This window comes from Brachybacterium kimchii, assembly GCF_023373525.1.
Taxonomy (GTDB): domain Bacteria; phylum Actinomycetota; class Actinomycetes; order Actinomycetales; family Dermabacteraceae; genus Brachybacterium; species Brachybacterium kimchii.
The window spans coordinates 1,879,184-1,903,728 of record NZ_CP097218.1 but is presented as its reverse complement, the minus strand read 5'-3'; the positions used below and the strand labels follow the sequence as shown (position 1 = coordinate 1,903,728).

The window sequence follows — 24,545 nt, the reverse complement described above, 5'->3', positions numbered from 1 at the left end:
CGCCCCGCAGGGCGCGACGGTCGGTCGATCAACGATCGATCAGGAGGCGAGGACCTCGTCGAGGATTGATTCGGCCTTGGTCTCGTCGGTCTTCTCCGCGAGCGCGAGCTCGGAGACCAGGATCTGCCGCGCCTTGGCGAGCATCCGCTTCTCCCCGGCCGAGAGGCCGCGGTCCTGATCGCGACGCCAGAGGTCGCGCACGACCTCGGCGACCTTCTTGACATCCCCCGAGGCGAGCTTCTCGACGTTCGCCTTGTAGCGGCGGGACCAGTTGGTGGGCTCCTCCGTGTACGGCTGGCGCAGCACGTCGAAGACCTCCTCGAGTCCCTCCTTGTCCACCACGTCGCGGACGCCGACCAGGTCGACGTTGTCGGCCGGCACCTCGATGGTGAGATCCCCCTGGGCCACCTTCAGCTTGAGATAGGTGCGCTCCTCGCCCTTGATGGTGCGGCTCTTGACCTCCTCGATCAGCGCTGCTCCGTGGTGCGGGTAGACGACGGTCTCGCCGACGGCAAAGTTCATGTGTATGGCCCCTTTCCTGCCTATGAGTCTATCACGGGAGCGTCTGATACAATTCGCCGCCGCTCGACGGAAGCGCAGGTCGGAGCGGGTGCGAGTCGCAGGCCGACACGTCGGCCGAGCCCGCGGACCGGGGTGCCTCCCGCATGCCCGGGATCACGCGCCCGCGGGGCTCGTCGTGCCCGGTGACAGGCCCGAGGTGCGCTACCCTGGACCGGTACGGCGTCGCCCTCCGGCGCGGCGTCCCCGATCCCTTTTCCCGTCCGGTCGCCCCTCCGGACGGACATGAACAGGAGTCCCCGTGAAGTCCCTGCGTCGCACCCGCCTCGCCCTCACCGTCGCCGCCGTGGCGCTGTCCGTCGGCGCGACCGGCTGCAGCTACATGAACCCGGTGCAGACGCACGACTTCTACCAGGCGGCCGACGGCACCAACGTCAGCCTCCAGGACTCCTCGAAGAACTTCACCTTCGGCGTGCGCAACGCGATCGTCATCGTGGACGACTCCCAGCGCGGCGAGCTCCTCGCCTCGGTCGTCAACTACACCGACGAGGACGCGACCGTGACGCTCGAGGGCACCTACGAGGGCGCGGTCGTCTTCTCGCAGCGCGTGAAGGTCGCCGCGAACACCACGGTCCAGATCGAGCCCAAGAGCCTCCAGAAGGATCAGGACCCCGAGGAGTCCTCGCCCGCAGAGGTGGGCGTGGACGACTTCCCCGTCGCCGCGGGCAAGACCATGGAGCTGACGATGAGCGTCGACGGCCAGAAGCGCACCGAGACGATGCCGGTCACCGACACGAGCCTCGCGTACTACAAGAGCTCCGGCAGCTCGGCGTCCGACGGCGGCGCCTCGGACGGCGGCTCGTCCGACGGAGGCTCCTCGGACGGCGGCTCGGGCTCCGGCGAGGGCTGACCCGGCCCGCGCGCCGCGCCACCCAGCAGACAGACGGATCGGGGCGCCCACCTCCTGGTGGGCGCCCCGATCCATGTGCGGGGGAGGCTCGCTGAGCGCTCCGGGGCTCAGCGCTCGAGGGCCTCGAACTTGTAGCCCAGGCCCCTTACCGTCACCAGGTGCACGGGGTTCTTCGGGTCGGGCTCGATCTTCGCGCGCAGGCGCTTGACGTGGACATCGAGGGTCTTCGTGTCGCCCACGTAGTTCGCGCCCCACACCCGGTCGATGAGCTGTCCGCGGGTGAGCACGCGGTCCACGTTGCGCAGCAGCAGCTCGAGCAGCTCGAACTCCTTGAGGGGCAGCGAGACGTCCTCGCCGCGCACCGTCACCACATGGCGCTCGACATCCATCTCGATGCCGCCCGCGCGCAGGGTCACGTCCTCCTCGTCCTCGCCGGTGTCCTGACCGCGGCGCAGCACGGCCTTGATGCGGGCCAGCAGCTCGCGCGAGGAGTAGGGCTTGGTGACGTAGTCGTCGGCCCCGAGCTCGAGCCCGAGGACCTTGTCGAACTCGTCGTCCTTGGCCGTGAGCATGATGACCGGGACGCTCGAGGTGCGGCGGATCTCGCGGCACACCTCGGTGCCGCCGATGCCGGGGAGCATGAGGTCCAGCAGGACGAGGTCCGCGCCGTGGGTCGAGAAGATCCGCAGCGCCTCGTTGCCGGTGCCGGCGACGGCGACCTCGTACCCCTCCTTGCGCAGGGAGTAGGCGAGGGGGTCGGAGAACGACTCCTCGTCCTCGACGATCAGGATCCGCGTCATCGGCGTCCTCTCTCTCGTGCGGCGGCGCCGCGCTGGATGGATGATACAGAGGCTGACGCGTCGGCGGGGCCGACGACGTCCGGAGCGGCGTGGAGGATCAGGTCTCCTCCGCCGCAGGTCTGCCGCCCTGGCCCACCGTGACCGCGTCGGTGCGTCCCATCTCGGGGATGCGCAGCACGAACGTGGATCCCTGGCCCTCCATCGACCAGGCGGTGACCTCGCCCCCGTGGTCGGTGGCGATGTGTTTGACGATCGCGAGGCCCAGGCCCGTGCCGCCCGTGGAGCGGGAGCGGGCGCGGTCCACGCGGAAGAAGCGCTCGAAGACCCTCTCGAGGTCCTCCTTGGAGATGCCGATGCCCTGGTCCTTCACGGCGATCTCGACCATGCCGCTGTCGCGGCGCACCGAGACGCCCACACGGGTCCCCTCGGGCGAGTAGGCGATCGCGTTGGAGATCAGGTTCGACAGCGCCGTGGTGAGCATCGTCGTGGAGCCGTAGACCTGCAGGCCGGAGGACGCGCCGCCGCTGAGCTCGATGTCGGAGCCGAGGGCGAGGTTGCGGTTGGCGCTGAGCGCCTCCTCGACCACGTCGTCCACGTCCACGGCGCTCGCGTCGGGCAGCGCGGAGGCGCCCTGGACGCGCGAGAGCTCGATGATCTCCTGCACGAGGTGGGAGAGGCGCTGGGACTCGGTCTGCATGCGCTGGGCGAAGCGGCGCACGGCCTCGGGGTCGTCGGCGGCGTCCTCCATCGTCTCCGCCAGCAGCGTGATCGCGCCGACGGGCGTCTTCAGCTCGTGGGAGACGTTGGCGACGAAGTCGCGGCGGGTCTCCTCGACGCGCACCGCGCGGGTGCGGTCCTCGGCGAGCAGCAGCACGCCGTGGGAGCCGAGGGTCCCCAGCCGCACGTCGATCACGGACTCGGAGTCCTCCGGGCCCTGCCGACGGATCGTGAGGCGCTCGTCGCGGTAGCCGCCGTTGCGGGCCACGTCCGCCGCGAGCTCGACGAGCTCCTGGTTCGCCAGGCGCGGGTAGTCGCCGCTGCTCGCGCGCACGATCCCGTACGAGTAGGCCAGCGGCGAGACCCGCAGCACGTCGCCGCCCGCATCGAGCACCACGTATGCCGTGGAGAGGATCGCGAGGACCTCGGAGGCGGACTGGGGGACGACCGCCGCCCCCGTGGGCGAGGGGGTCTGCGAGGGCCGGTCCTGGCGCACGAGCGACAGCGTCGCCGCACAGCCGATCACGAGGCCGATGGCCCCGGCGAGGACGAGGAGGACGGACGCAGGCACGCCCCCATCGTAGAGGCAGGTGAACGGCGCCGAATCACCGCGGCAGGAGTCGGGGCGGGCGGGTCGGCAGGAGTTCACGAAGCCGTGCCCTCGCGTTCACATAGGGTTGCGACCATCGGACGTCAGCACGCACGCGTCCCGGCGGCACGACCGCCGGGACGGCCGCGACGGCCGGACGGCCACGACGGGGATACGGCCACCACGGCCATGAGGAGAAGAGGGGCACATGCGCGAGGCCTACAGGAGCGACCTGCGACACCTGGTCGAGGATCTGGTCGACATGCTCGACCTGGTCCGGTCGGGGCTCGCGGACGCCTCGACGGCGCTGCTCGAGGGGGATCTCGCCCTGGCGGAGAGGGTGATCGCCGCCGATTCGCACATCGACGACGATCAGATGCAGATCGACGAGAAGATGATCGAGCTGCTCGCACGGCAGGGACCCGTCGCGAGCGACCTGCGCCTGCTGGTCGCCGGACTCCGGATGAGCTCGACCATCGAGCGGATGGGCGACCTCTCCGCGCACATCGCGATCGTCGCCCGCCGCAGCCACCCGCAGCTGGGCGTGCCCGAGCGCCATCGCGAGGAGTTCCAGCGCCTGGGCGAGCTCGCCCTCGGTGCCGTGACCTCGAGCGCGAAGGTCATCAGCGACAACGATCTGGCGCTGGCCGCGCAGGTCGAGAAGGACGACGACGAGCTCGACTCCCTGCAGTCCGAGATCTACCGCTCGATCGCCCGCAACGACGACTACTCGAGCGCCGAGGTCATGAACCTGACCCTGCTCGCCCGCTACTACGAGCGCATCGGGGACCACGCCGTCTCGCTCGTGCGCCGTGTGGGCTTCCTGGTCACCGGCGACACCCTCGACTCGCGGGGCGCGCTGGGGGATCCCGACGAGGAGTGAGAGCGCGCGCCGGCGAGGCGCACAGCATGCAGAACGGGGCCCCGACCGATCCGGTCGGGGCCCCGTTCTGCATGTCGCGGCGGCTCGGGCCGCGGTGGCAGGCGCCGCGGGGGAGATCAGCCGCGCACCCGATCAGCCGCGGTTCGCGCGCGGGCGGCGCTCGGTGATCTTGCGCGCCCCCACCTCGGTGCCGTTGCGGGCGGCCTGACGGATCGCCTGCAGGACGACCCCCGTCAGCAGGGTCCACACGATGATCTGCCAAGCGGGACGCTCGTTCTCGGGGTCCGTGATCGCCTTGACCTCCTGCTTGGAGGCGCCGGACTTCTTGGCCTCCTTGCGGGCGGCCTTCGTCTCCTTGGCGGAGCGCTTGATGTTCTTGTTCGTGGGGGCGTCGTCGTCGACGACGGCGTTCCACACCGCGGTGATCACCTTCTGGCCGACGATGCCGGCGGCGATCGAGGCACCGGTCATCGCGATCTTCACCAATGGGTTGGGCACGTGAGCCTCCTGCTCGGTGTGGGGTCGATGTCGGGGACGGTCCGATGGTACCTGCGCGACCTCGGTGCTCGCCCCGGCGCCCGCCCGGGAACCCGGCTCGCTCCTAGTACTCGCCCTCGTGGTCGGCGAAGTACTCGTCCATGGTGTCGTCCTTCAGGGCGGTGCGCAGGGCCTTGGTGTCCTCGTCCTCGGTGGCCACGACGCTCGCGCCGCCCGAGGTGGTGTACGGATCGCCGTGCGGGACGCCCAGGTAGTGGATGTCGTCGCCGCGGATGCCGCGCATGGAGAGCCCCAGGCTCACCAGGGCGCTGCCGCTGAGGTCGTCGTCCGTGGTGAGGTACGGCGAGATCACGTCGACGGTCTCGGAGATCTTCGAGGGGCTCGACAGCGTGTCCCGGCTCAGCAGCTCGGAGACGATGCCCTGCAGCAGCGCCTGCTGGTTGCGGTTGCGCTGGAAGTCGCCGTCGGAGAACGCCTTGCGCTGTCGCACGAAGGTCAGGGCGGTCTCGCCGTCCATGTGCATCGAGCCCTGGGTGAAGGTGGTGCCGTCGGCCGTGAAGTCCTGGCTGACCTGCACGTCGACGCCGCCGAGCGCGTCGACCAGCCCCTGGATGCCCTCGAAGTCGATGAGGGCCGCATGGTCGATGCGGGTGCCCGTGAAGTCCTCGACGGTGCTCACCGCGAGCGGCACCCCGCCGAAGGCGAGCGCCGCGTTGACGCGGTCCTTGCCGTGGCCGGGGATGTCCACGTACAGGTCGCGCGGGAACGACATCACGTAGGCGCCGCTGTGGTCCTCGGGGATGTGCACGAGCATCATCACGTCCGAGCGCTGCCCCGAGACATGCTCGGCGGCGGCGTCCTCCGCATTGCGCTTGTCGGAGCCCAGCAGCAGGATGTTCTCCCCGCCGGCGTCCTCGGGCCGGTCGCCGTCGGAGGCGCCGCGGTCGATGCTCACCGTGGTGCGCTTCTCGTAGGAGCCGTTGAGCGAGGCGAGGTAGCGGCCCGCGATGATGCCGACCACGGCGATCAGCACCACCAGGATCAGCAGGATGATCAGCAGCGCGCGTCGCCTGCGGCGGCGGGGCGGGCGCGCGTCTCCGTCCTGCTCCCAGTCGCCGGGCAGGTCGATGTCGGGCTCGCTCATGGGGAGGTCCTCCGGGGTCGGGCCGACGGGCGGCGGGGGAGCGGGATCGGGCCCGCGCTGCGTGCGCGGGACGAGGGTGCGAGGAGGAGCCGACGGGGTCGGTCCTGCGTCCGCGGGGCGGGATCAGGCACCCGACGCGGGCGCTTCCGGGTCAGGGTAGCCCGGCTCCGGGCGCGATCCGCGGACCTCGTACGCGAGATCCCAGACCAGGCGGCCCGCATCGAGCGCCTTGCGCTCGAAGCTCGTGAGCACGCGGCCCTCGAACCGCGGCGCCCAGCCCCGCTCCGGAGTCTCCTCGGGCACGGTGTCGCTGGGCTCGCCGGCGGGCCGCGGGCCGCCCGGGTGCAGGGATCCCAGGCGCGGGTCCGCGTCGAGGACCGTGCGCATGTGCACGGCGTACTCGGCCCAGTCCGTCGCCAGGCGCAGCACGCCGTCCTCGGCCATCAGAGGGAGCACGGCGTCCAGCAGGGGCGGGTTGACCAGGCGCCGCTTGTGGTGGCGGGACTTGTGCCAGGGATCGGGGAAGAAGATCCAGAGCTCCCGGATCGAACCGGCGGGCAGCAGCGTGGGCAGGGAGTGCAGCGCGTCCAGCGGGACGAGGCGCACGTTGCCCGGCGAGCCCGCGCGCTCGATGCGGTCCAGGGACTGCGCGATGCCGGGCAGGTAGACCTCGAACGCCAGGTGGTCGCGCTCCGGATGCGCGGCGGCCGCCGCGGCGATGTTCTCGCCCTGGCCGCTGCCGATCTCGACGACGAGCGGGACGGTCCCGGCCCGGTCGCGGCCGAAGACCTCGCGGGGGTCGAGGCGCGCACCGGGAGCGGGGATCGTGTCGCGCTCGCCGCGGGGCACGTCCAGGACGAAGTCGTCGGCGAGGCGGTCCCAGGCCTCCTGTCGGCTGCGGGAGAGCCGCGTCCCGCGGCGCACGAAGGAGACGACGTCGCGGCGCGGACGGTCGGACGGGGCGGTCTCGGGCACCATCGCGCTCAGCGGACGCGCTTGAGGTCGTCGCCGTCGACCTCCACGGTGACCTCCGGCAGCGGATCGGCGGCGGGTCCGCGCAGCACGTCGCCGGAGGAGGCGTCGAAGCGCGACCCGTGGCAGGGGCAGTCGAGCTCGGCGCCGTCGTGGCCGACGGCCAGTGCGCAGCCCTGGTGGGTGCAGTAGCCGGACAGCGCCGTGACGTCGCTGCCCGAGCCGCGCACGATCGCGACGTAGGGCTCCTGGCCCCCGAAGTTCACGAGCGTGGTCGCGTTCTCGGGGATCTCGGAGAGCGCGACCGCATCGTCGGAGGCCTGCACCGGGTCCGCATTGCCGAAGCCCTCGTCATCCGGTCCGCACGCGGCGAGGCCGGCCGTGGCGGAGGAGCCGAGGGCGAGCGCGCCCAGGGCGCGGCGACGGGAGAGGCAGGGGCGGCGATCCATGTCCGCCAGGATACTCAGCGGGCCGGTGCGGGGCGGGGATCAGACCTCGTCGGCCGCGAGCTGTCGCGGATCCCACGTCAGCAGGCCGCGGGCGCGCCAGCCGCGCGCGGTGACGGCGTCGAGCGCCTCACGGCGGGCAGTGGGGGAGAGGCGATCGAGGTAGAGCGTGCCGTCGAGGTGATCGGTCTCGTGCTGGAGGCAGCGCGCGAGGACGCCGCCCTCGTCGCTCACCTCGACCGGCTCCCCCTCCAGATCGATGCCGGTGACGCGGGCGCCCGTGAAGCGGGCCGTCGGCCAGCCCAGTCCGGGGACGGACAGGCAGCCCTCGATCGACTCCTCGTCCAGCACCAGCTTCCCGAAGCGCTCGAGACGCGGGTTGACGACCACGCCGCGGCGCTCGACGCCCGCGGCGTCCTCGCACGCGTAGACGAAGATCCGCCAGCGCGCCCCGACCTGGGTCGCGGCGAGGCCCGCGCCGTCGGCCGCGTCGTTGGTCTCGAACATGTCGGCGACCAGGGTGCGGATGTCCTCGGTGACCTCGCGGACCCGTCGGGTGGGTCGTTCGAGGGCGCGATGGCCGAGGATCGTGATGGGGCGGACGGTCACGGACGGTCTCCTGAAGGGTCTGCGGGGGAATCGGTGGGGGACGGGGGCTGGGATGCGTCCGCGGGCGCGGTCTCGGTGGCGGACCCTGAGGCGGCCCCTGAGGCGGAGGGCGCGCTCGGGCGCGTCGGGGTGTGCTCGGCGGGCGTCGGGGCGAGCGCCGCCGGGCGCGCGATCACGGGGACGGGCTGCTCGGGCCCCGTGTGCACGGCGCTGCGGCGGGGAGGGTTGATCGCGAAGGGGCTGCGGGCGTCCACGATCGCGACGCTGCGGGGCGCACGCAGCGGCTCCCCGCTGTTCGCGGACTCGCTGACCCGCCGGCCCACCTCCTCGTTGTGGTCCGCGACCCCGGCGAGGAACTCGAGGGAGTGGGAGGCGTGGGTCTCCAGCGCCAGGTGGTGCCAGGCCGGCAGCCCGGAGGCGATCTGGCGGGCGCGCAGCAGCTCGGCGTCCAGGGCCGCGCCGGCGACGATCACGATGTTCGCCAGCCACAGCAGCAGCAGGATCCCGATCGCGCCGTTCAGCGCGGGCAGCAGGTCGGAGATCCGGGTGAGCTCCCCGGTGAGCCGCCCCAGCAGCTGGGCGGCGCCGAACAGGAGCAGCACCGAGAGGGTCGAGCCGACCGTCATCACCCGGTACCGCGGGAGCTTCACGTTGGGGAACAGGTAGTAGGCCAGCGAGACCGCGACGATGAGGATCGCCAGCAGGATCGGCCACTTCACGACGTTCCAGACGTCGAAGGCGATGCGGGGGATGCCCACGAGCTCGCCGACGCGCTGGGTGGCCTCGCTGCCCACGGTGACCACGCCCGCGATCATCAGCACCATCACCACGGCCAGCACGGTCTCCCCGAACACGATCGTGCGGAACCACAGGAACGGGCGTCCCTCGCGGGTGTCGTAGACGTGGTGCAGGGCGCGATGGAAGGCGGCCATCCCGTTGGAGGCCGAGAGCAGCGCGCCCAGCGTGCCCAGGATCAGTCCCAGCACGCCGCCGCGCGTCGTCGACAGCGCCAGCAGAGCGCGCTCGTAGGGGTCCGGATCGACGCTCGGGAACACCTCGGTGACCAGATCGCCGAGGGTGTCGACCGTGCGCTCCTGGATGCCCAGCATGGAGACCATGGAGATCATGGCGATCGCCGCCGGCAGCACCGAGAGCAGCATGTAGAAGGTCATGGTCCCGGCGACGTCCCACACCTGGATGTCGATCAGGCGGATCCGCACGCGGTCCAGCACGTGCCAGATGCTCAGCCGCGGCCGGTCGATCGTGACCTCCCGACGCGCCCTGCCCCTCACCGCCGCGGGCCGACGGGGTGCGCGCCCCGGGCCCGCGCGGGAGAGCTCATGCCCGCGCCTCCTGCTCCTCGTGCCGGCCGTCCGGATCCTCGGTGACCACGGGGAACTCCCACGGGGAGTCCGGGTCCGCCGGGACCGAGGAGGTGAGGATGGAGCCGTCGGCCCGCCGGTCCCCGAGGCCCACGGGCTCGCTGAGATCGGTGTCGTCGAGCCGCGGGCCCTGGTCCTCGAGGTCGACGCCCGCGCCCACGGCCGTGATCCGCACGCTCTGCCCGCGCACGGAGACCTCGATCTCGGGGCCGTCCTCGAGCGTGAACTCGATGCGCTTCTGGGTCACCCGCGTGCTGACGCGCGATCCGCGCACGGTGAGCGGGAAGACGAGCTCGGGCCAGGAGACGGGCAGACGCGGGTCGAAGCTGATGGCGCCGTCGTCCTGGCGCATGCCCCCGAAGCCGTGCACGAGCGCGTTCCAGACGCCGCCCGCGGAGGCGATGTGGACGCCGTCCGCCGTGTTCCCGTGCAGATTCGCGAGATCCGCGAACAGTCCCGCGTGGAAGTAGTCGAGGGCCGCGCGGTGGTGGCCCACCTCCGAGGCGACGATCGACTGCACGACCGAGGACAGGCTCGAGTCGCCGGTGGTGATCGGGTCGTAGTACTCGAAGTCGGCGCGCTTCTCCTCGAGCGTGAACTCGCTGCCGCGCAGGAACAGCGCGAGCACCACGTCGGCCTGCTTGAGCACCTGGAAGCGGTAGATCACCAGCGGATGGAAGTGCAGCAGCAGCGGCAGCGCCTCCGGCGGGGTGGCAGGGAGGTCCCAGACCTCCTTGTCGAGGAAGGAGTCGTCCTGCGGATGGATGCCGAAGGCCTCGTCGCGGCCGACGTGCATGCCCTCGGCGCACGCCTCCCACTGCGCGGGCTCGGCGTCGTCGAGATCGATCTTCGCGGCCAGGTGCTCGTACTCGACCGGGTTGCGCTCGCGCAGGGAGCGCACCGCCTCGGCCGCACGGCGCAGGTTGAAGCGCGCCATCACGTTGGTGAACATGTTGTTGTTCACCACGGTCGTGTACTCGTCCGGGCCGGTCACCCCGTGGATGTGGAACTCGTGGCGGTCGTCGCCGTGGCTGCGCCAGAAGCCGAGGTCCGCCCACATGCGGGCGGTCTCGGCGAGCACCTCGATGCCCTCGCGGTCGTAGAACTCGAGGTCGCCGGTGACGTCCGCGTACTGGGCGAGGGAATGGGCGACGTCCGCGTCGATGTGGTACTGCGCGGTGCCCGCCGCGTAGTACGCGGAGGCCTCGTCGCCGTTGATCGTGCGCCAGGGGAAGAGGGCGCCGCGCTGGTTGAGCTCGCGCGCCCGCTCGCGAGCCTTGTCCAGCAGGTCCACGCGGAAGCGCAGCGCGTTGCGCGCCCAGCGCGGCGAGGTGAACGTCAGGAACGGCACGACGTACACATCGGTGTCCCAGAAGTAGTGGCCCTCGTAGCCGGAGCCGGTGACGCCCTTCGCGCCCACGCCCAGGCCGTCGGCCCGGGCCGTGGCCTGGGCGAGCTGGAACAGGCACCAGCGCACGGCCTGCTGCTCGACGGGGTGGCCGGGGATGCGCACGTCGGTGCGGCCCCAGAAGTCCTCGAGGAACGAGCGCTGCTCGGCCTCGAAGTGCGCGAGGCCGTCCTGGCGGACCCGGTCCAGGGTGCGTCGGCAGCGGTCGAACAGCTCGCGCACCGGCAGGAACGCCGAGGAGTGGTAGGAGACGGCCTTGGTGATGCGCAGGGTGGAGCCCGGCACCATCTGGGTGCGGAAGACGTGCTTGCCCTGGTCGGGCTCGGTGGAGACCAGCTGCTCGACCTCGAGGTCCGAGTACACGCTGTGGTCCGCGCCGATCGCGAGCGACATGTCGGAGTCCGCGGTGCGGTAGCCCAGCAGCATCCGGCGCTCGCTGTGCCAGTCCTGGTGGGGGATCAGCACGCGGTGGTCGAAGGTCGTGGTCCGTCGCGGGTCGTCCTTCTGCGCGGTGCGGCCGTGGACGCCGAAGTCGTCGCTGCCGTCCTGGCGGTTGATGACCTGCGAGGAGACGGCGACCGGCGCGCTGCCGTCGAGCATCTCGAGCTCCATCGTCATCTGCGCGAGATGGCGGTGGGTGAAGGAGATCATGCGGCTCGTGCGCACGCGGATGCGCTTGCCCGCGGGCGTGCGCCAGATCAGGTCGCGGCGCAGGACGCCCTCGCGGAAGTCGATCGCGCGCTCGTAGGTCTCGAGCTCCGCGGTGTCCACGAGCAGCGGCTCGTCGTCCACGTACAGCTTCATGACGGTCGAGTCCGGCACGTTGACGATGGTCTGGCCGGTGCGGGCGAAGCCGAAGGCGGACTCGGCGTGGTTGATCTGCCAGGTCTCGTGGAAGCCGTTGATGAAGGTGCCGTGGGCGTGGACCGGCCGACCCTCCTCGGGGGTGCCGCGCATGCCCAGGTAGCCGTTGGCGACGGTGAAGAGGGTCTCGAGCTGGCCGAGGTCGCCGCCGGGACGCGACTCCACGAGCCGCCACTCGTCCACGGGCAGGTGCTGGCGGTCCACGGGGTCGCCGGTGATCACGTCGCGGGGGTTCATGCGCGCTCCTCGCTGGGGATGAGTCGGTCCAGGTCCTCGACCACGAGGTCGGCCCCGGCGGAGGCGAGGGCCTCGCGGCCGGCGCCGCGGTCCACGCCGACGACCGCTCCGAAGCCGCCCGCGGAGCCCGCCCGCACGCCCGAGACGGCGTCCTCGTAGACGACCGCGCTCCCCGGCTCGACGCCCAGGAAGCGGGCGGCGTGGACGAAGGTGTCCGGGGCGGGCTTGCCCGGCAACCCCTCCTGCTCGGCGACGTTCCCGTCGACCACGATCTCGAAGCGCTCGCGCAGGCCGGCGCCTGTGAGCACCTCCTCGGCGTTGCGCGAGCTCGAGACCACCGCGAGGCGCGCGGCGGCGGGCAGCGCATCGAGATAGGCGACGGTGCCGGGGTAGGGGGCGACGCCGTCGCGGCGGATCAGCTCGAGCACGCGGGCGTTCTTGCGATTGCCCAGCCCCCGGATCGTCTCCTCGCCCTCGGCCTGGTCGGAGGGGTCGTCGGCCTCGCCCTCGGGCAGGGTGATCCCCCGCGAGGCGAGCATCTCGCGCACCCCGTCGTAGCGGGGGCGGCCGTCGACGTGCGCGAAGTAGTCGGCGTCGGTGTACGGCTCGGCGACGCCGCGCGAGGCGAGGAACTCGGAGAACATCTCGTCCCATGCGGCCATGTGGATCTCGGCCGTGGGCGTGATGACGCCGTCGAGATCGAAGAGATGGACGGGGAGGCTCTGCGGGGAGCGGCCGGGGGAGGAGGCGGGCGGCGGGCTCTGGGGCGTAGGGCTCGGATGCACGCGCTCCATGCTAGATCCACGCGCGCCGTCGACCGCGGACGGGCCGCCGCATGTCGAGGATGTGACGTGCGCGCGGCGGGTCGTGCACACCGGGCGCCGGACCCTGGCGGGTCGCCTCGCGTCCGGCGTACGATCTGGTCGCCTGCGTCACGGCAGCGCCACACCCCTCGAGCCTCTCCCCTGCAAGGAGCACGGATGACCGCTTCTGCGGCAGACCCTCTCGTCGACGCGGTCCGAAGGACCCTCGACATCGTCCCCGGAGAGGACGCGTTCGGCGTCACCTCCACCCTCTCGACGAATCTCGCACCGGCGCCCGTGCGGCTCTGGCCCCTGCTCACCGATCCCGCGCAGCTCGTGCAGTGGTACGGCCCGGTCACCGGGGACCTCCGCGAGGGCGGCAGCTTCCGGGCGCCCGCCGCGAGCGGCCGCGTGCTCGAGGTCGAGGCGCCCCATGCCCTCCACCTCACCTGGGAGTACGAGGGGCGCCAGGACGATCTGCTGCTGCGGCTGGACCCCGTGGACGACGGCTCGACCTCCCTCGAGCTCGTGCACACCACCGCCATGGACCCGGGCGTCTTCGCGCAGTTCGGGCCCGGCGCGCTCGCCGTCGGCTGGGACCTCGCCCTCCTCGGCCTCGCGGCCTTCAGTCGCGGTTGGGAGGACATGTGCGGCCGCCCCGTCCCGCTGCCCACCCCGCAGTGGCTCGCGAGCGACGAGGGCCGCGGGTTCTTGCGCGCCTGGTCGATCCGCTGGGCCGCCGCCTCGACCGCGGCGGGCACCGATCCCGACCAGGCCCGGCGGGGAGAGATCGCGACCACCGCCGCCTACGGCGGGGCGAGCCCCGCCGCCGTCTGAGCGGACGCGGCCGGCTCCGGGGCGTCCGGGTCAGGAGCGGCCGGCTCAGGAGTCGACGGCGACCGCCCGCACCCGGGCGCGCGGATCACCCGCGACGAGCGCCTGGTCCACGAGCGCCCGGGCGAGGTCCTCGCGCGGGATCGCACGGGTGCGCGGGTCCTGCGGATCGGCCGCCGCGCCGTCGGCCCGCACCAGGCGGGGCGAGCGCGTGCCGAGAAGATCGGTGAGCCGACCGGCGCGCAGCAGCGTCCAGTCCAGGCCGCTGCCCGCCACGAGCATCTCGCAGCGGCGCAGATCGCGGGCGCGCGCCGCTTGGTCCGCGGCCCCGCGCAGCTCGCGCCCGAGCTCCCCGAGCACGCGGCGCAGCGAGCGGTCCACGCGCGGGGCCGCGGGATCGCCGTGCAGGGCGAGCGAGGACGAGGCGACGAGCCGGGGGACGTGGCGTCGGCGCATCCCGCGGATCACGCTCATGACCAGGTCGACATCGTCCGCGCCGGGGCCCGCGTCCGCGGAGCGGCCTGCCGCGGCGGTGTCGGGATCGAGGGCGAGGACGACGGCGTCGGCGCCCTCGAGCGCGTCGAGCAGGCCGACCGGGTCGCCCGGGTCGATGCGCACGAGCATCTGGGCGGGGGAGATGCGCGCGAGCCGCGAGGGATCCTCGGCGGCGCTCACCACCTCGAGGGAGCGCAGCAGCGCGTCGCGGGCGACGGCCTCGCCGAGCAGCCCGTCGGCCCCGAACACCGCGATCCGAGGGTGGACGGGGGTGGGGTCGGGGCGCGCGCTGCTCATGGGACCACGGTATCCCGGAGGTGACCCGCGGGTATCCCGCCACCGGGCGCCCCGGGCCCTCCCCGTCCGCCCCGTCCTCCCGCGCGGATGGACGGTCTTTGCCCTGGCGAACGATCCGATGGGAGAGTAAGGGCGTGACATCGCGCCCCTCCTCCGCCCCCGAGAGGCTCGGAGGGGAGGACGCCCGCAGCGTGATCCGCTCCCTCGTCGGCCCGGTGTACGCACCCACCCTCATCGAGGCCTCGGGCAGCAACGCGCTGCTTCCCGTGATCCCTCTGCTCGCGCTCGCGCTGGGGTTCTCCGTGCCGATGACGGCCGCGATCACGCTGGTCTTCGGCATCGCCGCGGTCCTGGGCCCCATCCCCTCGGGTCGGCTCATGGACCGCGTGGGCGCGCAGCGGGCGCTCGTGGGCACGGGCGTGGTGCTCGTCATCACCAACCTCGTGGCGCTCGTGGTCATCGGCCGCGGACTCGCCGAGGGGCCGACCCTCGTCCACCGCGTCATGCTCGTCGTGCTGCTCGTGGTGATGGCCACGAGCTCCCAGGTGTGGGCGCTCGGGCGCCAGTCCTATCTCGGAGGGGCGCTGCCCGCGGCCGTCCGCGCGCGGGGGATGACCCTGTTCGGCGGCATGATGCGCATCGGCCAGGTCGTCGGCCCGCTGCTCGGCGCGGGCGTGACGGCGCTGGGCCACGAGAGCTGGGTCTTCGCCCTGTTCGCCGTGCTCAGCGGGGCGGCGACGATCATGGTCGCGGTGTTCATGGTGCCGGGCGAGGGCCGACGGGCGCCGCGAGCGAACGCGACAGCGGGCGGGGCCGCCGGCCGCTCCCGGGGCGCTCCGGCCCGGGCGGATGCGCCCCGACGCAGCGCCGCCCGCTCGCGCCTGACCCGCGGGGTGCTCGCCCGCATGCTCGTGGTCGGCCTGGGCATCACCCCGCTGATGATGGCGCGCGTGAACCGGCCGACGATCGTCCCGCTGCTCGGCGCCGTCCTCGGGGTCGACGCCACCACGATCTCCATCATCTTCGGCGTCTCCGCCGTCCTCGACATCGCGCTCGTGGTGCCGGCCGGCGTGCTCATGGACCGCTTCGGCCGCGCCGCCGTGGCCGTGCCGTGCTCGCTCATCATGGGCGCCGGCTTCGTGCTCATGGGGGTGCTCGCCCTGCGCGCGGGCACGACCGGCGGCTCCGTCGCCGTGCTCGCCCTGCTGATCCCGAGCCTGCTCATCTCGCTGGGCAACGGACTGGGGTCGGGCATCGTGATGACGCTCGGCATCGACGTCTCCCCGGTGCACGGACGCACCACGTACCTGGCCTGGTGGAACACCATGATCGGCGTGGGCCGGCTGACCGCCCCGCTGCTGGTCACCGTGATCACCCTGCTGGCACCGGTGGCCGCCGCAGCGATCGCGAGCGGAGTGCTCTGCCTCGGCGGCGGGGCCTGGCTCGCCCGGGTGCTGCCGCGGCACACGCCCGCCCCCGAGCCGCGACGGGGCTGAGACCGGACGACGATCGTCGGATGCGCGGGACGGCCCCCATGAGGTTCCATCGATGCATGCCGCGCACCCCGAGCACCTCGCCGTCCCCGCTCGTGCTCTTCGAGGACGTGGCCGTTCTCCAGGACGACGTGCTCATGCTCGACGACGCCACCGGGTCCGTCGACGCCCGCGGCGTGCTCGCCCTGCGCGGCCCCAACGGCGCGGGCAAGACCACGCTGCTGCGTGTACTCGCCGGCCTGCTCGCACCGACCACGGGAAGGGTGCGCATCGCGGGCCGGGCGCCCGACGACCGCGACAGGGAGTTCCGCCGCGCGCTCGCCGCCCTCATCGGCCCTCCCATGACCGCGCGCGACCTCACCATCGCCGAGCACCTGCGCTTCGTCGCCGCCACCTGGGGCAGCGGACCGCGCGCCGCGGGCGAGGCCTCCGACGCCCTGCTCGAGGAGCTCGGCATCGCCGCGCTCGCCCGCCGGTACCCGCACGAGCTCTCGAGCGGGCAGTCCCAGCTGGTCGCGATCGCCCTCACCCTCGCTCGTCCCTCCCGGGTGCTCGCCCTCGACGAGCCCGAGCAGCGCCTGGATCCCGACCGCCTGGAGCGCGTGATCGACGCCCTCGCACGGCGCGCGGAGGGCGGCGCCGCCATCGTCGTCGCGACCCACAGCCCCCGCCTCGCGGAGGCCCTCGCCACGAAGACCGTGGAGCTCGCGGGCGACGCGGAGGACGACGGCCCGGACGCCGGTGGGAGCGCGCACGACGGCGACGCGGACGGGGCGCGCTGATGGCCGACCCGGCCGCGCGGGATCCCGCCGTGCAGAACGCCGCCGCGCAGGATCTCGCCGTGCAGGACCGCGCCGCGAAGGACGCCGTCGCACGGGTCTGGGCGGCCCGGGCGAACGCCCGCGGCGCCCTCGACCTCGCCTATCTCCTGTACCTGGTCGTCATCACGATCCTCGTGATCGCCGTGCCGCTGCTGCGCGAGCTCGGCCTCCTGCTCGCCCGGCCCGACGTGCTCCCCGTGATCTCCGCCCCCGCGGCGGGCGGCCTCGTGACCGCCGGGCTGCTCCTCGCGGCAGGACTGCTCGTCCTGCTCGGGGCGAGCCGCGGGCCGGCGGTGCTGCCGCCGTTCTTCGTGGTCACCCTCGCCTCCTCGCACCGTCCGCGGCGCACCGCCCTGGTGCGGCCCTTCGCCCGCACGGGCGCGGCGCTCGCGATCGGACTGCTCGCGCTCGCCGGCGTGATCGGCTGGGTCCTCGTGCTCGGAGGGGCGACGAGCCCCGCCGGGGCCGTCGCCCTGGGGATCGCGGGCCTCGGCACGACGGCGCTCCTCGAGGGCGCGTGGCTCGCCGGTCAGGTCCTGCCCGGGGGAGGGCGCCGCGTCCTCGCGCTCGTGCTCGGCCTCGCGGGCGCCGGCGCGGTGCTCGGGACGGTGCGCGGCGGCGGACCGGTCCGGCACCTGCTCGCGCTCGCGTATCCCGTCGGAGGCGCGGACGCGGGCGTCCCGTGGGTCGCGGCGCTGGCCGTCCTCGTCCTCGGGCTGCTCGCGGCGATCCTGTGCGTTCCCGCGCTCGACCGCGTGCGCGGCACGGTGCTCCTCGAGCAGGCCGCGCGCTGGGAGTCGGCGCTCACGAGCGCGCGCAGCGGTGACCTCGCGGCGGCCGCCGGCACCTATCGGGTGCGGCCCTCGGCGGGCCGCCGCCTGCCGGCCGTGCGGGCGGGCGCGCGGAGCGCGGGACTCATCGGCCTCTACCTGCGGCGTGATCTGGTCGCGCTCGTGAGCACCCCTGAGCGGCTCGTCCTCGGCGTGCTCGGCGTCCTCGCCGCGAGCATCCTCCTGGTGGCCGCCCGGGTGCTGATGGGGCCGCTCGGATTCGCGGCGCTCGTGCTCGGGGCGCTCCTGCTGTGGAGCGCGAGCGGCGTGTTCGTCGACGGCCTGCGCCACGGCGTCGAGTCCCTCGGTGCGCCGCGCCTGCTCGCGCAGGGCGTGGGCGCCCAGGTCCTCCTGCACTCCCTCGCGCCGCTGCTCGTCATCGGCCTGCTCAGCGTGCTCGGCTCCGGCCTCGGGGCCCTCGTGCTGCCGGACCCGGGGCCGGGAGCGGGCACCGTCGGCGCGCTCGCCGTCGTGCTCGCCCCGGCGCTCGTGCCGCTGATGATCATCGGACGGGCGCGCGACGCCGCGAAGGGGCCGATGCCCCTCGCGCTCGCCACGCCGATCCCGACGCCGCAGGGCGACGCCTCGATCCTCCCGCTCGTCGCCTGGCAGGCCGACGCGGTCCTGTTCGCGCTGCTCGCCGCGGGCCTGCTGTTCCTCGCCCTCGGGGCGTCCTGGGCCTGGGGGATCGGACTGTGGGCGGTCGCCGGGGCGCTGCTCGCGAGCGATGCGCGACGACGCGTCCAGGAGCTCAGCCGCGGCGGGCGATGACCTCTCCCAGGCGGCCCACGCCGTCCGCGATCACCTCGGGGGAGTGGGTGACGAAGCTCAGGCGCATCGTCGAGCGGTCCGCGTCCTCGGCGAAGAACGACCAGCCGGGCAGGTACGCGACGCCCGCGGAGACCGCGTCGGCCAGCAGGTCCTGCGCATCCCAGCCCTCGCCGAGAGCGGCCCACAGGAACATGCCGCCCTGCGGGCGCGTGACGTGCGCGCCCTCGGGGAGCCGGCCCGTGAGGGCCTGCGCCATCGCGTCCCGTCGCTCGCGGTAGACCTCGATGACCTTCGCGACGTGCGCGTCGAGGTCCTTGGTCTCGAGGTAGCGGGCCACCGTGAGCTGGTCGACCACGGAGGACTGCATGGAGATCGCGGCCTTCGCGACGGCCAGGGTGTCCAGGATCGGGCCCTCGGCCCGGATCCAGCCGATCCGCACCCCCGGGCTCATGAGCTTGGACATCGACTTCATGAGCAGGGTGCGCGAGGACATGCCGGGCTCGGACGCGATCGGCGCGAAGCGCTCGCCGTCGAAGGACAGCTCGCCGTAGGGGTCGTCCTCGATGAGCGGGACGTCGTGGCGACGCAGCACGTCCGCGACCTGTGCGCGGCGCTCGGCGGACATCGAGCGCCCGGTGGGGTTCTGGAAGGTGGGGATCAGGTAGACCAGTCGCGGGTGGTGCGCGCGGATCGCGGCGTCCAGCGCATCGGGCAGCACGCCGCCGTCGTCCGTCTCCACACCGACCATGCGCGCCCCGTGGACCGCGAAGGCCTGCACCGCGGCGAGGTAGGTGGGGGACTCGACGAGCACCACGTCGCCCGGCTCGATGAGCGCCTCCGCGGCGACGAACAGCCCCTCCTGCGAACCCGAGGTGACGCGGATCTGGGAGGCGTCGGTGGGCAGCTCGCGCGAGAGCCGGCGCGCGGCCTGCTCGCGCAGCTCCGCCTCGCCCTCGCTCACCCCGTACTGCAGGGCGCGGGTCCCACGCTCGCGCAGCACCCAGTCGTAGCACTCGGCGATGTCCTCGAGGGCGAACAGGGACGGGTCGGGGATGCCCCCGGCGAAGGAGACGACGTCCGGCCGGGCGGCGAGGGAGAAGATGTCCTTGAGCGGCGAGCTGGCCATCCCGGCGTAGCGGGCGGCGACGGGGAAGGCGAAGTCGGAGGTGCTGGCCGAGCTCATCTGCGTGGACATGGGGACATGCTCGCACGCGGGCGACGGCCCGCCGCGCAGGGCGCGATGTGAGGCTCTCAGGCGCCGAGCACGCCCTCGATGCGCAGCAGCGCCTCCTTCGTGCCGATGCCTCCCGCGTAGCCGGTGAGGGAGCCGTCGGCCGCGACCACCCGGTGGCAGGGCACGAGGATCGAGATCGGGTTCGCGCCGACGGCCGCGCCGACCGCCTGCGCGGCGCGCGGCGAGCCGATCTGCCGGGCGAGCGACCCGTACGTGGTGGTGTCGCCGAAGGGGATCCGGCGCAGCTGCTCCCACACGCTGCACTGGAAGGCCGTGCCCTCGAGGCGCAGGGGCACGTCGAACACGGTGCGGGTGCCCGCGAGGAAGTCGAGGAGCTGCTGCGAGGCCTCCTCGAGAAGCGGATCCTTCCCGGTCACGTGGGAGCCGAGGCGCTCGGCGCGCGGGAAGTGCGCCTGGGCCTCGCGCCAGACGCCGGTGACGGCGTCGCCGTCGGCCGTGCGACGGGCCGCGATCAGATAGCGGCCGACGGGGGTCTCGACGGCGAGATGGCGCGCGGGGTGCGAGGCGGAGGTTACGGCGGATCGGGTGGTCGTGCGGTTCATGAGGTGCGTGTCCTTCGGGTGCGGCGGGCGGGTGGCAGGGAGGCGGCGTGATGCCACAGGTGCAGGCTCGCGTACGAGCGCCAGGGGGCGGCGGGTGCGAGGGACGCGGGGAGGTCGTCGAGGTCGTCGGCGAGGCCGAGGTCGCGGGCGGCGGCGAGCAGGGCGACGTCCCGTGGGGGAGCCAGGTCGCTGCCGCGGGTGCCGCGCAGCAGCGCGTACCCGGCGGTCCACGGGCCGACGCCGGACAGCGCGAGCACGGCGTCGTGGAGCTGCGCGGGATCCAGGGCGTCGGCGTCGGGGGTCTCGGTGAGCGCGCCGACCAGGGCGCGGCGGCGGGCACCGGGTCCGCGGTACCAGTCCTCGGCACGGGCGGCGGCCTCCGCGGGCGTCGGGCCCAAGCGGTGCACGCCGCCCACGTGCAGCGAGGGCGGCAACGTCTCGCCGGCGAGGTCCGTGGCGCGCGCGATCTGGTCACGGGCCTGGGCGGCGGTGATCTGCTGCCCGACGATCGCCCACATCAGCGCGTCGGCGAGCGAGGGCAGTCCGGGCAGGCGCACCCCGGGCCTGGCCGCGACGAGCGGGCCGAGGGCCGGCAGGGAGCGCGGGAGCGCCTCGTCGATGCCGAGGGGATCCGCGTCCAGGTCCAGCAGTCGCCGCGCGAGGCCGACCGCCGCGCCGTAGTCGCGCACGTCGGCCAGGTGCATGGTGGCGGGCAGACGCGTCGTGCCCGCGCTCGCGAGGTCGGGCCCGGTGCCCGTGACGGAGGGCCCGGCGCCCGCGACGGAGGGATCGGCGCCCGCGGGGGACGAGCCCGTGCCCGGCAGCGACGGCAGCGCGACCTCGAGCACGGCGGGGCCGTGGGGGAGGCGCACGGCGGATCGCCAGACGGGGGCCGCACTCTCCCCGACCTCATCGATGACGACCTCGTCGACGCCGGGCACGGCGCGCGCGGCGAACCAGCGGGCGAGCCCGTCCCCGTCGAAGGGGAGGCGCACCGCCAGGCGCGCCCGCAGATGGGCGGCGCCGTCGGCCGCGGGTCCCGTCGGCCCGTCGGCCCGTGCCCTGTCCCGCCCCCTGCGCTCCCGGACGGTCGAGGGCGCGTGGCCGAACACGGTCGTGAACGTGTCGTGGAGCTGGCGCTCGCTGCCGAACCCGGCGGCGAACGCGACCCGCGAGAGCGGGAGATCCGTCTCCAGGACGAGGTCGTGGGCGCGCCGGGCACGACGCATGCGCGCATGGGCGAGGGCGCCCGCCCCGGTGCGGGCGCTGAGCGCCCGGTGCAGTGTGCGCTCGGAGACCGCGAGGCGCGCGGCGAGCTGCGGCACCGAGCCGTCGTCGAGCGCGCCGCCGTCGATGAGGCGCAGCGCGCGGCGCGCGAGATCGCCGGCGGGGTCCTCGTCCGGCGATCCGGGCGGGGCCGACGGGCCGCAGCGCTTGCAGGCGCGGAAACCGGCCTCGACCGCCGCCGCGGCCGACGGGGCGAAGTCGACGTTCGCGCGCGCCGGGGTGCGCGCCGGGCACGAGGGGCGGCAGAAGATCCCCGTCGAGCGGACGCACGTGAAGAACGTGCCGTCGAAGCGGGCATCCTGCGCCCGGATCGCGGCGAAGCGCTCGTCGTCCGTCATCTCGTCCATGCCCCCAGTGAACCCCCTGCGCACCAGCGGCGCCAGCGGGAATCGGACACGGCGGCGGGGGACGTCGGTCTGCTCGCGCCGACCCTGCATGCGGCCCTCGGGCGAGGGTCTAGCCTGTGAGACGGACGGGGCGCGCATGCCTCGGCCCGCGGTCGACGAGCAGGGGAGACAGCACGTGGACGATCTGAGCGCACCGATCCCGCAGAGGATCCTGCGACCGCTCACCGAGTCGGCGATCTTCCTCGTCCTGACCATCGACGAGGGCGGCGAGGACGGCGTGCGCGAGGTCCTCGACGGCTTCACCGGGACCCTGCGCACCGTGCGCTCGCGGATCATCGAGGCCGACCTCGGCTGCGTGGCGGGCATCGGCGCCCGCGCCTGGTCCCGCCTGTTCTCCGGCCCCGCGCCGAAAGGGCTGCGCACCTTCCCCGCCCTGTCCGGGAAGGTCCACGACGCCCCGTCAACCCCCGGCGACCTGCTCTTCCACATCCGCGCTCACCGCATGGACATGTGCTTCGAGCTCGCCGGCCAGCTCATGCGGCAGCTGCGGCCGTTCACGACCGTGCAGGACGAGGTCCACGGGTTCCGCTACTTCGACTCCCGCGACGTCATCGGCTTCGTCGACGGCACCGAGAACCCCGAGGGCCGCGAGGCGCAGCAGTTCGTGCTCCTCGACGAGGACGCGGACCCCGACTTCGTCGGCGGCAGCTACGTGACCGTCCAGAAGTACGTGCACGACATGGACGGCTGGGAGCAGCTCGCCGTCGAGCACCAGGCCGACGCCATCGGCCGCCACAAGTGGGACAACGTCGAGATGGACGACGAGACCAAGCCCGCCGACTCCCACACCGCCCTCACCGTCATCGAGGACGCGGACGGCACGCAGCTGAAGATCGTGCGCGACAACATGCCCTTCGGCAGCGCCGCGGCCGACGAGTTCGGCACCTACTTCATCGGCTATTCGCGCGACCTCGACGTCACCGAGCAGATGCTGCGCAACATGTTCCTGGGAGACCCCGAGGGCACGAACCACGACCGGCTCCTGGACTTCTCGACCGCCCTCACCGGCACCCACTTCTTCGTCCCCGCCCTCGACTTCCTCGACGACATCCCGCCCGCGCCGGAGGACGGGGCCGACGGGGGCGAGGGCGCCGACGGGGACGACGAGCCCCGGGCGGATGCCGGCGCGGACCCCTCCGGTCCGTCCAGGTCCTCGGACCCCGCGACCCCTGCCTCTCCGGATCCTGCCGAGGGCTCGCTGGGCATCGGGGCTCTCGAGCCGACCGCCCCGCACGACCTCGCCCCGCACGCCACCGCCCCGCACGACCCCGGCCCCGCCGGGACGAAGGAGACGCCATGAACAACCTGCATCGCGAGCTCGCGCCGATCTCCGCGGCGGCGTGGGAGGACATCGAGGACGAGGCGAAGCGCTCGTTCCGCCGCAACATCGCCGGCCGCCGCCTGGTCGACGTGAGCGGACCCCACGGTCTCGACCTGGCCTCGGTCACCACCGGTCACCGCCACCGGGTGGACCTGGGTCTCGAGGGCGTGCGCGCGAGCCTGCGCGAGTCCCAGCCGATCACCGAGCTCAAGGTCCCCTTCACGATCAGCCGCGAGGCGATCGACGACGTCGACCGCGGCGCGCAGGACCCCGACTGGGATCCCGTCGTCGACGCCGCCCGCACCATCGCGCTCGCCGAGGACCACGCGATCTTCAACGGCCTCGACGCCGCGCACATCACCGGCATCACCCCCGGGGCGACGTCGCTCGCGCATCATCTGCCCGAGGACGTGCGCGACTACCCCGACGCGGTCTCCCGGGCGATGACCGCGCTGCGACTGGAGTCGATCGACGGCCCCTACGCGCTCGCCCTCAGCGCCGACGCCTACCGCGAGGTCAACGAGACCACCAACCACGGCTACCCGATCATCGAGCACCTCCGGCGCGTGCTGGACGGCCCGATCGTGTGGGCCCCCGCGATCGAGGGCGGCGTGCTGCTCTCGCGCCGCGGCGGAGACTTCGAGCTGACCATCGGCCAGGACGTGTCGATCGGCTACTCCGCGCACGACGCGGACACCGTGACGCTCTACTTCCAGGAGTCGATCACGTTCCTCTCGTACACGCCGGAGGCCGCGGTCCCGCTGCTCGCGGCGGAGTGACCGCCAGCGGTGTTCGGGACGATTCCGTGCCGAGGACCCGGTGGTTCCGGCACGGGATCCTCCCCGACGGGCCTCGCGGGCGTCGACGGCCGCAGCGAGCCGATGATCGTCGGGGCGATGCCATGCGAAGAGCCCCGGACCGAACGGTCCGGGGCTCTTCGACGTCCCGCCGCGGAGGGCGGTGGAGCTGGAGCGGGCGACGGGAATCGAACCCGCGTCATCAGTTTGGAAGACTGAGGCTTTACCATTAAGCTACGCCCGCGTGACCAGCGCGGATGCTGTTCCTCAGCACCCTTTTCGGGTGCTCTCGAACATCGGGACCCCGGGAGCCGAGCGGCTCGTCGGAGGTTCGCTGCATCGAGTGCGGCCGCTCCTATTAGACCAGAGGTCAGGGCTGCGGCGCACCTCGCCCCGGGCTGCGGAGGCATGTCTCCCATCACAGGTGCCGGACGCGGCCGGGAGCGTGCAGGAGCGACCAGGTAGGATCTGGTGGGTTGCCCTCCGGGGTGTAGCTCAGCTTGGTAGAGCACCCGCTTTGGGGGCGGGATGCCGCAGGTTCAAATCCTGTCACCCCGACCCGTGGCCGGGTCGCCACCGTGCCGAGTCACCGGGGCGGCGCCACCGGACAAGTC

The 24,545-nt window shown here is 73.3% G+C and carries 23 protein-coding genes and 2 tRNA genes; 9 read left to right on the top strand and 16 right to left on the bottom strand.

Features of this window, described 5'->3' with window-relative positions:
- Positions 1-39 precede the first annotated feature (39 nt).
- Positions 40-522 (bottom strand): CarD family transcriptional regulator, encoded by a 483-nt coding sequence (locus M4486_RS09000; protein ID WP_152352076.1) that lies wholly within the window; start codon positions 520-522, stop codon positions 40-42.
- Between the two features lie 298 nt (positions 523-820).
- Here M4486_RS09000 and M4486_RS08995 point away from each other — a divergent pair, with 298 nt between their 5' ends.
- Positions 821-1,429 (top strand): hypothetical protein, encoded by a 609-nt coding sequence (locus tag M4486_RS08995; protein ID WP_249480819.1) that lies wholly within the window; start codon positions 821-823, stop codon positions 1,427-1,429.
- A gap of 107 nt (positions 1,430-1,536) precedes the next feature.
- On the opposite strand, the gene M4486_RS08990 is transcribed toward M4486_RS08995, so the two are convergent.
- Both M4486_RS08990 and M4486_RS08985 read right to left on the bottom strand, forming a co-directional pair.
- Entirely contained in the window at positions 1,537-2,229 is a 693-nt protein-coding gene (locus M4486_RS08990) for a response regulator transcription factor (RefSeq protein ID WP_200503201.1), read from the bottom strand.
- Between the two features lie 97 nt (positions 2,230-2,326).
- On the bottom strand, positions 2,327-3,517 hold the full coding sequence (locus M4486_RS08985) for a sensor histidine kinase (RefSeq protein ID WP_249480818.1): 1,191 nt from the start codon (positions 3,515-3,517) through the stop codon (positions 2,327-2,329).
- A 226-nt stretch (positions 3,518-3,743) separates the two neighbouring features.
- Here M4486_RS08985 and phoU point away from each other — a divergent pair, with 226 nt between their 5' ends.
- A complete protein-coding gene (gene phoU / locus M4486_RS08980; protein WP_249480817.1) occupies positions 3,744-4,418 on the top strand; it encodes a phosphate signaling complex protein PhoU in 675 nt (224 codons plus the stop codon).
- Positions 4,419-4,550: 132 nt separating this feature from the next.
- Here phoU and M4486_RS08975 read toward each other — a convergent pair whose 3' ends face one another.
- The 8 genes from M4486_RS08975 to M4486_RS08940 all read right to left on the bottom strand — a co-directional run bounded on the left by M4486_RS08975 (position 4,551) and on the right by M4486_RS08940 (position 12,763).
- Positions 4,551-4,916, bottom strand: a complete 366-nt coding sequence (locus tag M4486_RS08975) for a DUF4235 domain-containing protein (protein WP_152352072.1) — start codon at positions 4,914-4,916, stop codon at positions 4,551-4,553.
- 103 nt (positions 4,917-5,019) lie between these two features.
- A complete protein-coding gene (locus M4486_RS08970) occupies positions 5,020-6,060 on the bottom strand; it encodes an LCP family protein (protein ID WP_249480816.1) in 1,041 nt (346 codons plus the stop codon).
- A gap of 123 nt (positions 6,061-6,183) precedes the next feature.
- The gene (trmB, locus tag M4486_RS08965; protein ID WP_249480815.1) at positions 6,184-7,038 is read right to left on the bottom strand and encodes a tRNA (guanosine(46)-N7)-methyltransferase TrmB; all 855 of its coding nucleotides are present in this window, start codon (positions 7,036-7,038) and stop codon (positions 6,184-6,186) included.
- 5 nt (positions 7,039-7,043) lie between these two features.
- Positions 7,044-7,481 (bottom strand): QcrA and Rieske domain-containing protein, encoded by a 438-nt coding sequence (locus tag M4486_RS08960; protein WP_249480814.1) that lies wholly within the window; start codon positions 7,479-7,481, stop codon positions 7,044-7,046.
- 39 nt (positions 7,482-7,520) lie between these two features.
- Positions 7,521-8,087 carry a peptide deformylase gene (def, locus tag M4486_RS08955; protein ID WP_249480813.1) on the bottom strand — a complete coding sequence of 189 codons (567 nt, stop codon included), beginning with the start codon at positions 8,085-8,087 and terminating at the stop codon, positions 7,521-7,523.
- Positions 8,084-9,319 (bottom strand): YihY/virulence factor BrkB family protein, encoded by a 1,236-nt coding sequence (locus M4486_RS08950; protein ID WP_249480812.1) that lies wholly within the window; start codon positions 9,317-9,319, stop codon positions 8,084-8,086. The genes def and M4486_RS08950 overlap by 4 nt, the downstream gene beginning before the upstream one ends.
- 106 nt (positions 9,320-9,425) lie before the next feature.
- Positions 9,426-11,978 (bottom strand): glycoside hydrolase family 65 protein, encoded by a 2,553-nt coding sequence (locus M4486_RS08945; protein ID WP_249480811.1) that lies wholly within the window; start codon positions 11,976-11,978, stop codon positions 9,426-9,428.
- A complete protein-coding gene (locus M4486_RS08940) occupies positions 11,975-12,763 on the bottom strand; it encodes an HAD family hydrolase (RefSeq protein ID WP_283257971.1) in 789 nt (262 codons plus the stop codon). The genes M4486_RS08945 and M4486_RS08940 overlap by 4 nt, the downstream gene beginning before the upstream one ends.
- Before the next feature lie 195 nt (positions 12,764-12,958).
- Here M4486_RS08940 and M4486_RS08935 point away from each other — a divergent pair, with 195 nt between their 5' ends.
- Positions 12,959-13,618 (top strand): SRPBCC domain-containing protein, encoded by a 660-nt coding sequence (locus M4486_RS08935; RefSeq protein ID WP_249480810.1) that lies wholly within the window; start codon positions 12,959-12,961, stop codon positions 13,616-13,618.
- A 45-nt stretch (positions 13,619-13,663) separates the two neighbouring features.
- On the opposite strand, the gene M4486_RS08930 is transcribed toward M4486_RS08935, so the two are convergent.
- Complete coding sequence (locus M4486_RS08930) at positions 13,664-14,407, bottom strand: NAD(P)-dependent oxidoreductase (protein WP_249480809.1); 744 nt, start codon at positions 14,405-14,407, stop codon at positions 13,664-13,666.
- A 134-nt stretch (positions 14,408-14,541) separates the two neighbouring features.
- On the opposite strand from M4486_RS08930, the gene M4486_RS08925 reads away from it, so the two are divergent.
- The 3 genes from M4486_RS08925 to M4486_RS08915 are packed head-to-tail and all read left to right on the top strand — an operon-like array spanning position 14,542 to position 18,322.
- Entirely contained in the window at positions 14,542-15,903 is a 1,362-nt protein-coding gene (locus tag M4486_RS08925) for an MFS transporter (RefSeq protein WP_249480808.1), read from the top strand.
- A 56-nt stretch (positions 15,904-15,959) separates the two neighbouring features.
- Positions 15,960-16,682: an ABC transporter ATP-binding protein gene (locus M4486_RS08920; RefSeq protein ID WP_249480807.1), complete on the top strand. Its 723-nt coding sequence runs from the start codon at positions 15,960-15,962 to the stop codon at positions 16,680-16,682.
- The gene (locus M4486_RS08915; protein ID WP_249480806.1) at positions 16,682-18,322 is read left to right on the top strand and encodes a hypothetical protein; all 1,641 of its coding nucleotides are present in this window, start codon (positions 16,682-16,684) and stop codon (positions 18,320-18,322) included. The genes M4486_RS08920 and M4486_RS08915 overlap by 1 nt, the downstream gene beginning before the upstream one ends.
- Here the strand turns inward: M4486_RS08915 and M4486_RS08910 are convergent.
- The 3 genes from M4486_RS08910 to M4486_RS08900 are packed head-to-tail and all read right to left on the bottom strand — an operon-like array spanning position 18,303 to position 21,753.
- Positions 18,303-19,517: an aminotransferase-like domain-containing protein gene (locus M4486_RS08910; RefSeq protein ID WP_249480805.1), complete on the bottom strand. Its 1,215-nt coding sequence runs from the start codon at positions 19,515-19,517 to the stop codon at positions 18,303-18,305. The two genes, M4486_RS08915 and M4486_RS08910, sit on opposite strands and share 20 nt — an antisense overlap.
- Positions 19,518-19,573: 56 nt before the next feature.
- Complete coding sequence (locus M4486_RS08905) at positions 19,574-20,119, bottom strand: methylated-DNA--[protein]-cysteine S-methyltransferase (protein ID WP_249480804.1); 546 nt, start codon at positions 20,117-20,119, stop codon at positions 19,574-19,576.
- A complete protein-coding gene (locus M4486_RS08900; protein ID WP_249480803.1) occupies positions 20,116-21,753 on the bottom strand; it encodes a DNA-3-methyladenine glycosylase 2 in 1,638 nt (545 codons plus the stop codon). Before M4486_RS08900 ends, M4486_RS08905 begins: the two co-directional genes overlap by 4 nt.
- A 175-nt stretch (positions 21,754-21,928) precedes the next feature.
- Between M4486_RS08900 and M4486_RS08895 the strand changes: the two genes are divergently transcribed.
- Positions 21,929-23,113 carry a Dyp-type peroxidase gene (locus M4486_RS08895; protein ID WP_249480802.1) on the top strand — a complete coding sequence of 395 codons (1,185 nt, stop codon included), beginning with the start codon at positions 21,929-21,931 and terminating at the stop codon, positions 23,111-23,113.
- Positions 23,110-23,913: a family 1 encapsulin nanocompartment shell protein gene (locus tag M4486_RS08890; protein ID WP_249480801.1), complete on the top strand. Its 804-nt coding sequence runs from the start codon at positions 23,110-23,112 to the stop codon at positions 23,911-23,913. The genes M4486_RS08895 and M4486_RS08890 overlap by 4 nt, the downstream gene beginning before the upstream one ends.
- 188 nt (positions 23,914-24,101) lie before the next feature.
- On the opposite strand, the gene M4486_RS08885 is transcribed toward M4486_RS08890, so the two are convergent.
- Positions 24,102-24,175 (bottom strand) — tRNA-Gly (locus tag M4486_RS08885).
- A gap of 240 nt (positions 24,176-24,415) precedes the next feature.
- Here M4486_RS08885 and M4486_RS08880 point away from each other — a divergent pair.
- Positions 24,416-24,489, top strand: a tRNA-Pro gene (locus tag M4486_RS08880).
- Positions 24,490-24,545 lie beyond the last annotated feature (56 nt).

Bases quoted from the DNA above. Each gene is read 5' to 3' on its own strand.
- M4486_RS08960 (WP_249480814.1), bottom strand. From the start codon at position 7,481: ATGGATCGCCGCCCCTGCCTCTCCCGTCGCCGCGCCCTGGGCGCGCTC.
- M4486_RS08945 (WP_249480811.1), bottom strand. From the start codon at position 11,978: ATGAACCCCCGCGACGTGATCACCGGCGACCCCGTGGACCGCCAGCAC.
- M4486_RS08905 (WP_249480804.1), bottom strand. From the start codon at position 20,119: ATGAACCGCACGACCACCCGATCCGCCGTAACCTCCGCCTCGCACCCC.
- M4486_RS08930 (WP_249480809.1), bottom strand. From the start codon at position 14,407: ATGAGCAGCGCGCGCCCCGACCCCACCCCCGTCCACCCTCGGATCGCG.
- M4486_RS08935 (WP_249480810.1), top strand. From the start codon at position 12,959: ATGACCGCTTCTGCGGCAGACCCTCTCGTCGACGCGGTCCGAAGGACC.
- M4486_RS08970 (WP_249480816.1), bottom strand. From the start codon at position 6,060: ATGAGCGAGCCCGACATCGACCTGCCCGGCGACTGGGAGCAGGACGGA.
- M4486_RS09000 (WP_152352076.1), bottom strand. From the start codon at position 522: ATGAACTTTGCCGTCGGCGAGACCGTCGTCTACCCGCACCACGGAGCA.
- M4486_RS08915 (WP_249480806.1), top strand. From the start codon at position 16,682: ATGGCCGACCCGGCCGCGCGGGATCCCGCCGTGCAGAACGCCGCCGCG.
- M4486_RS08910 (WP_249480805.1), bottom strand. From the start codon at position 19,517: ATGTCCACGCAGATGAGCTCGGCCAGCACCTCCGACTTCGCCTTCCCC.
- phoU (WP_249480817.1), top strand. From the start codon at position 3,744: ATGCGCGAGGCCTACAGGAGCGACCTGCGACACCTGGTCGAGGATCTG.
- M4486_RS08890 (WP_249480801.1), top strand. From the start codon at position 23,110: ATGAACAACCTGCATCGCGAGCTCGCGCCGATCTCCGCGGCGGCGTGG.
- M4486_RS08990 (WP_200503201.1), bottom strand. From the start codon at position 2,229: ATGACGCGGATCCTGATCGTCGAGGACGAGGAGTCGTTCTCCGACCCC.
- M4486_RS08900 (WP_249480803.1), bottom strand. From the start codon at position 21,753: ATGGACGAGATGACGGACGACGAGCGCTTCGCCGCGATCCGGGCGCAG.
- trmB (WP_249480815.1), bottom strand. From the start codon at position 7,038: ATGGTGCCCGAGACCGCCCCGTCCGACCGTCCGCGCCGCGACGTCGTC.
- M4486_RS08920 (WP_249480807.1), top strand. From the start codon at position 15,960: ATGCCGCGCACCCCGAGCACCTCGCCGTCCCCGCTCGTGCTCTTCGAG.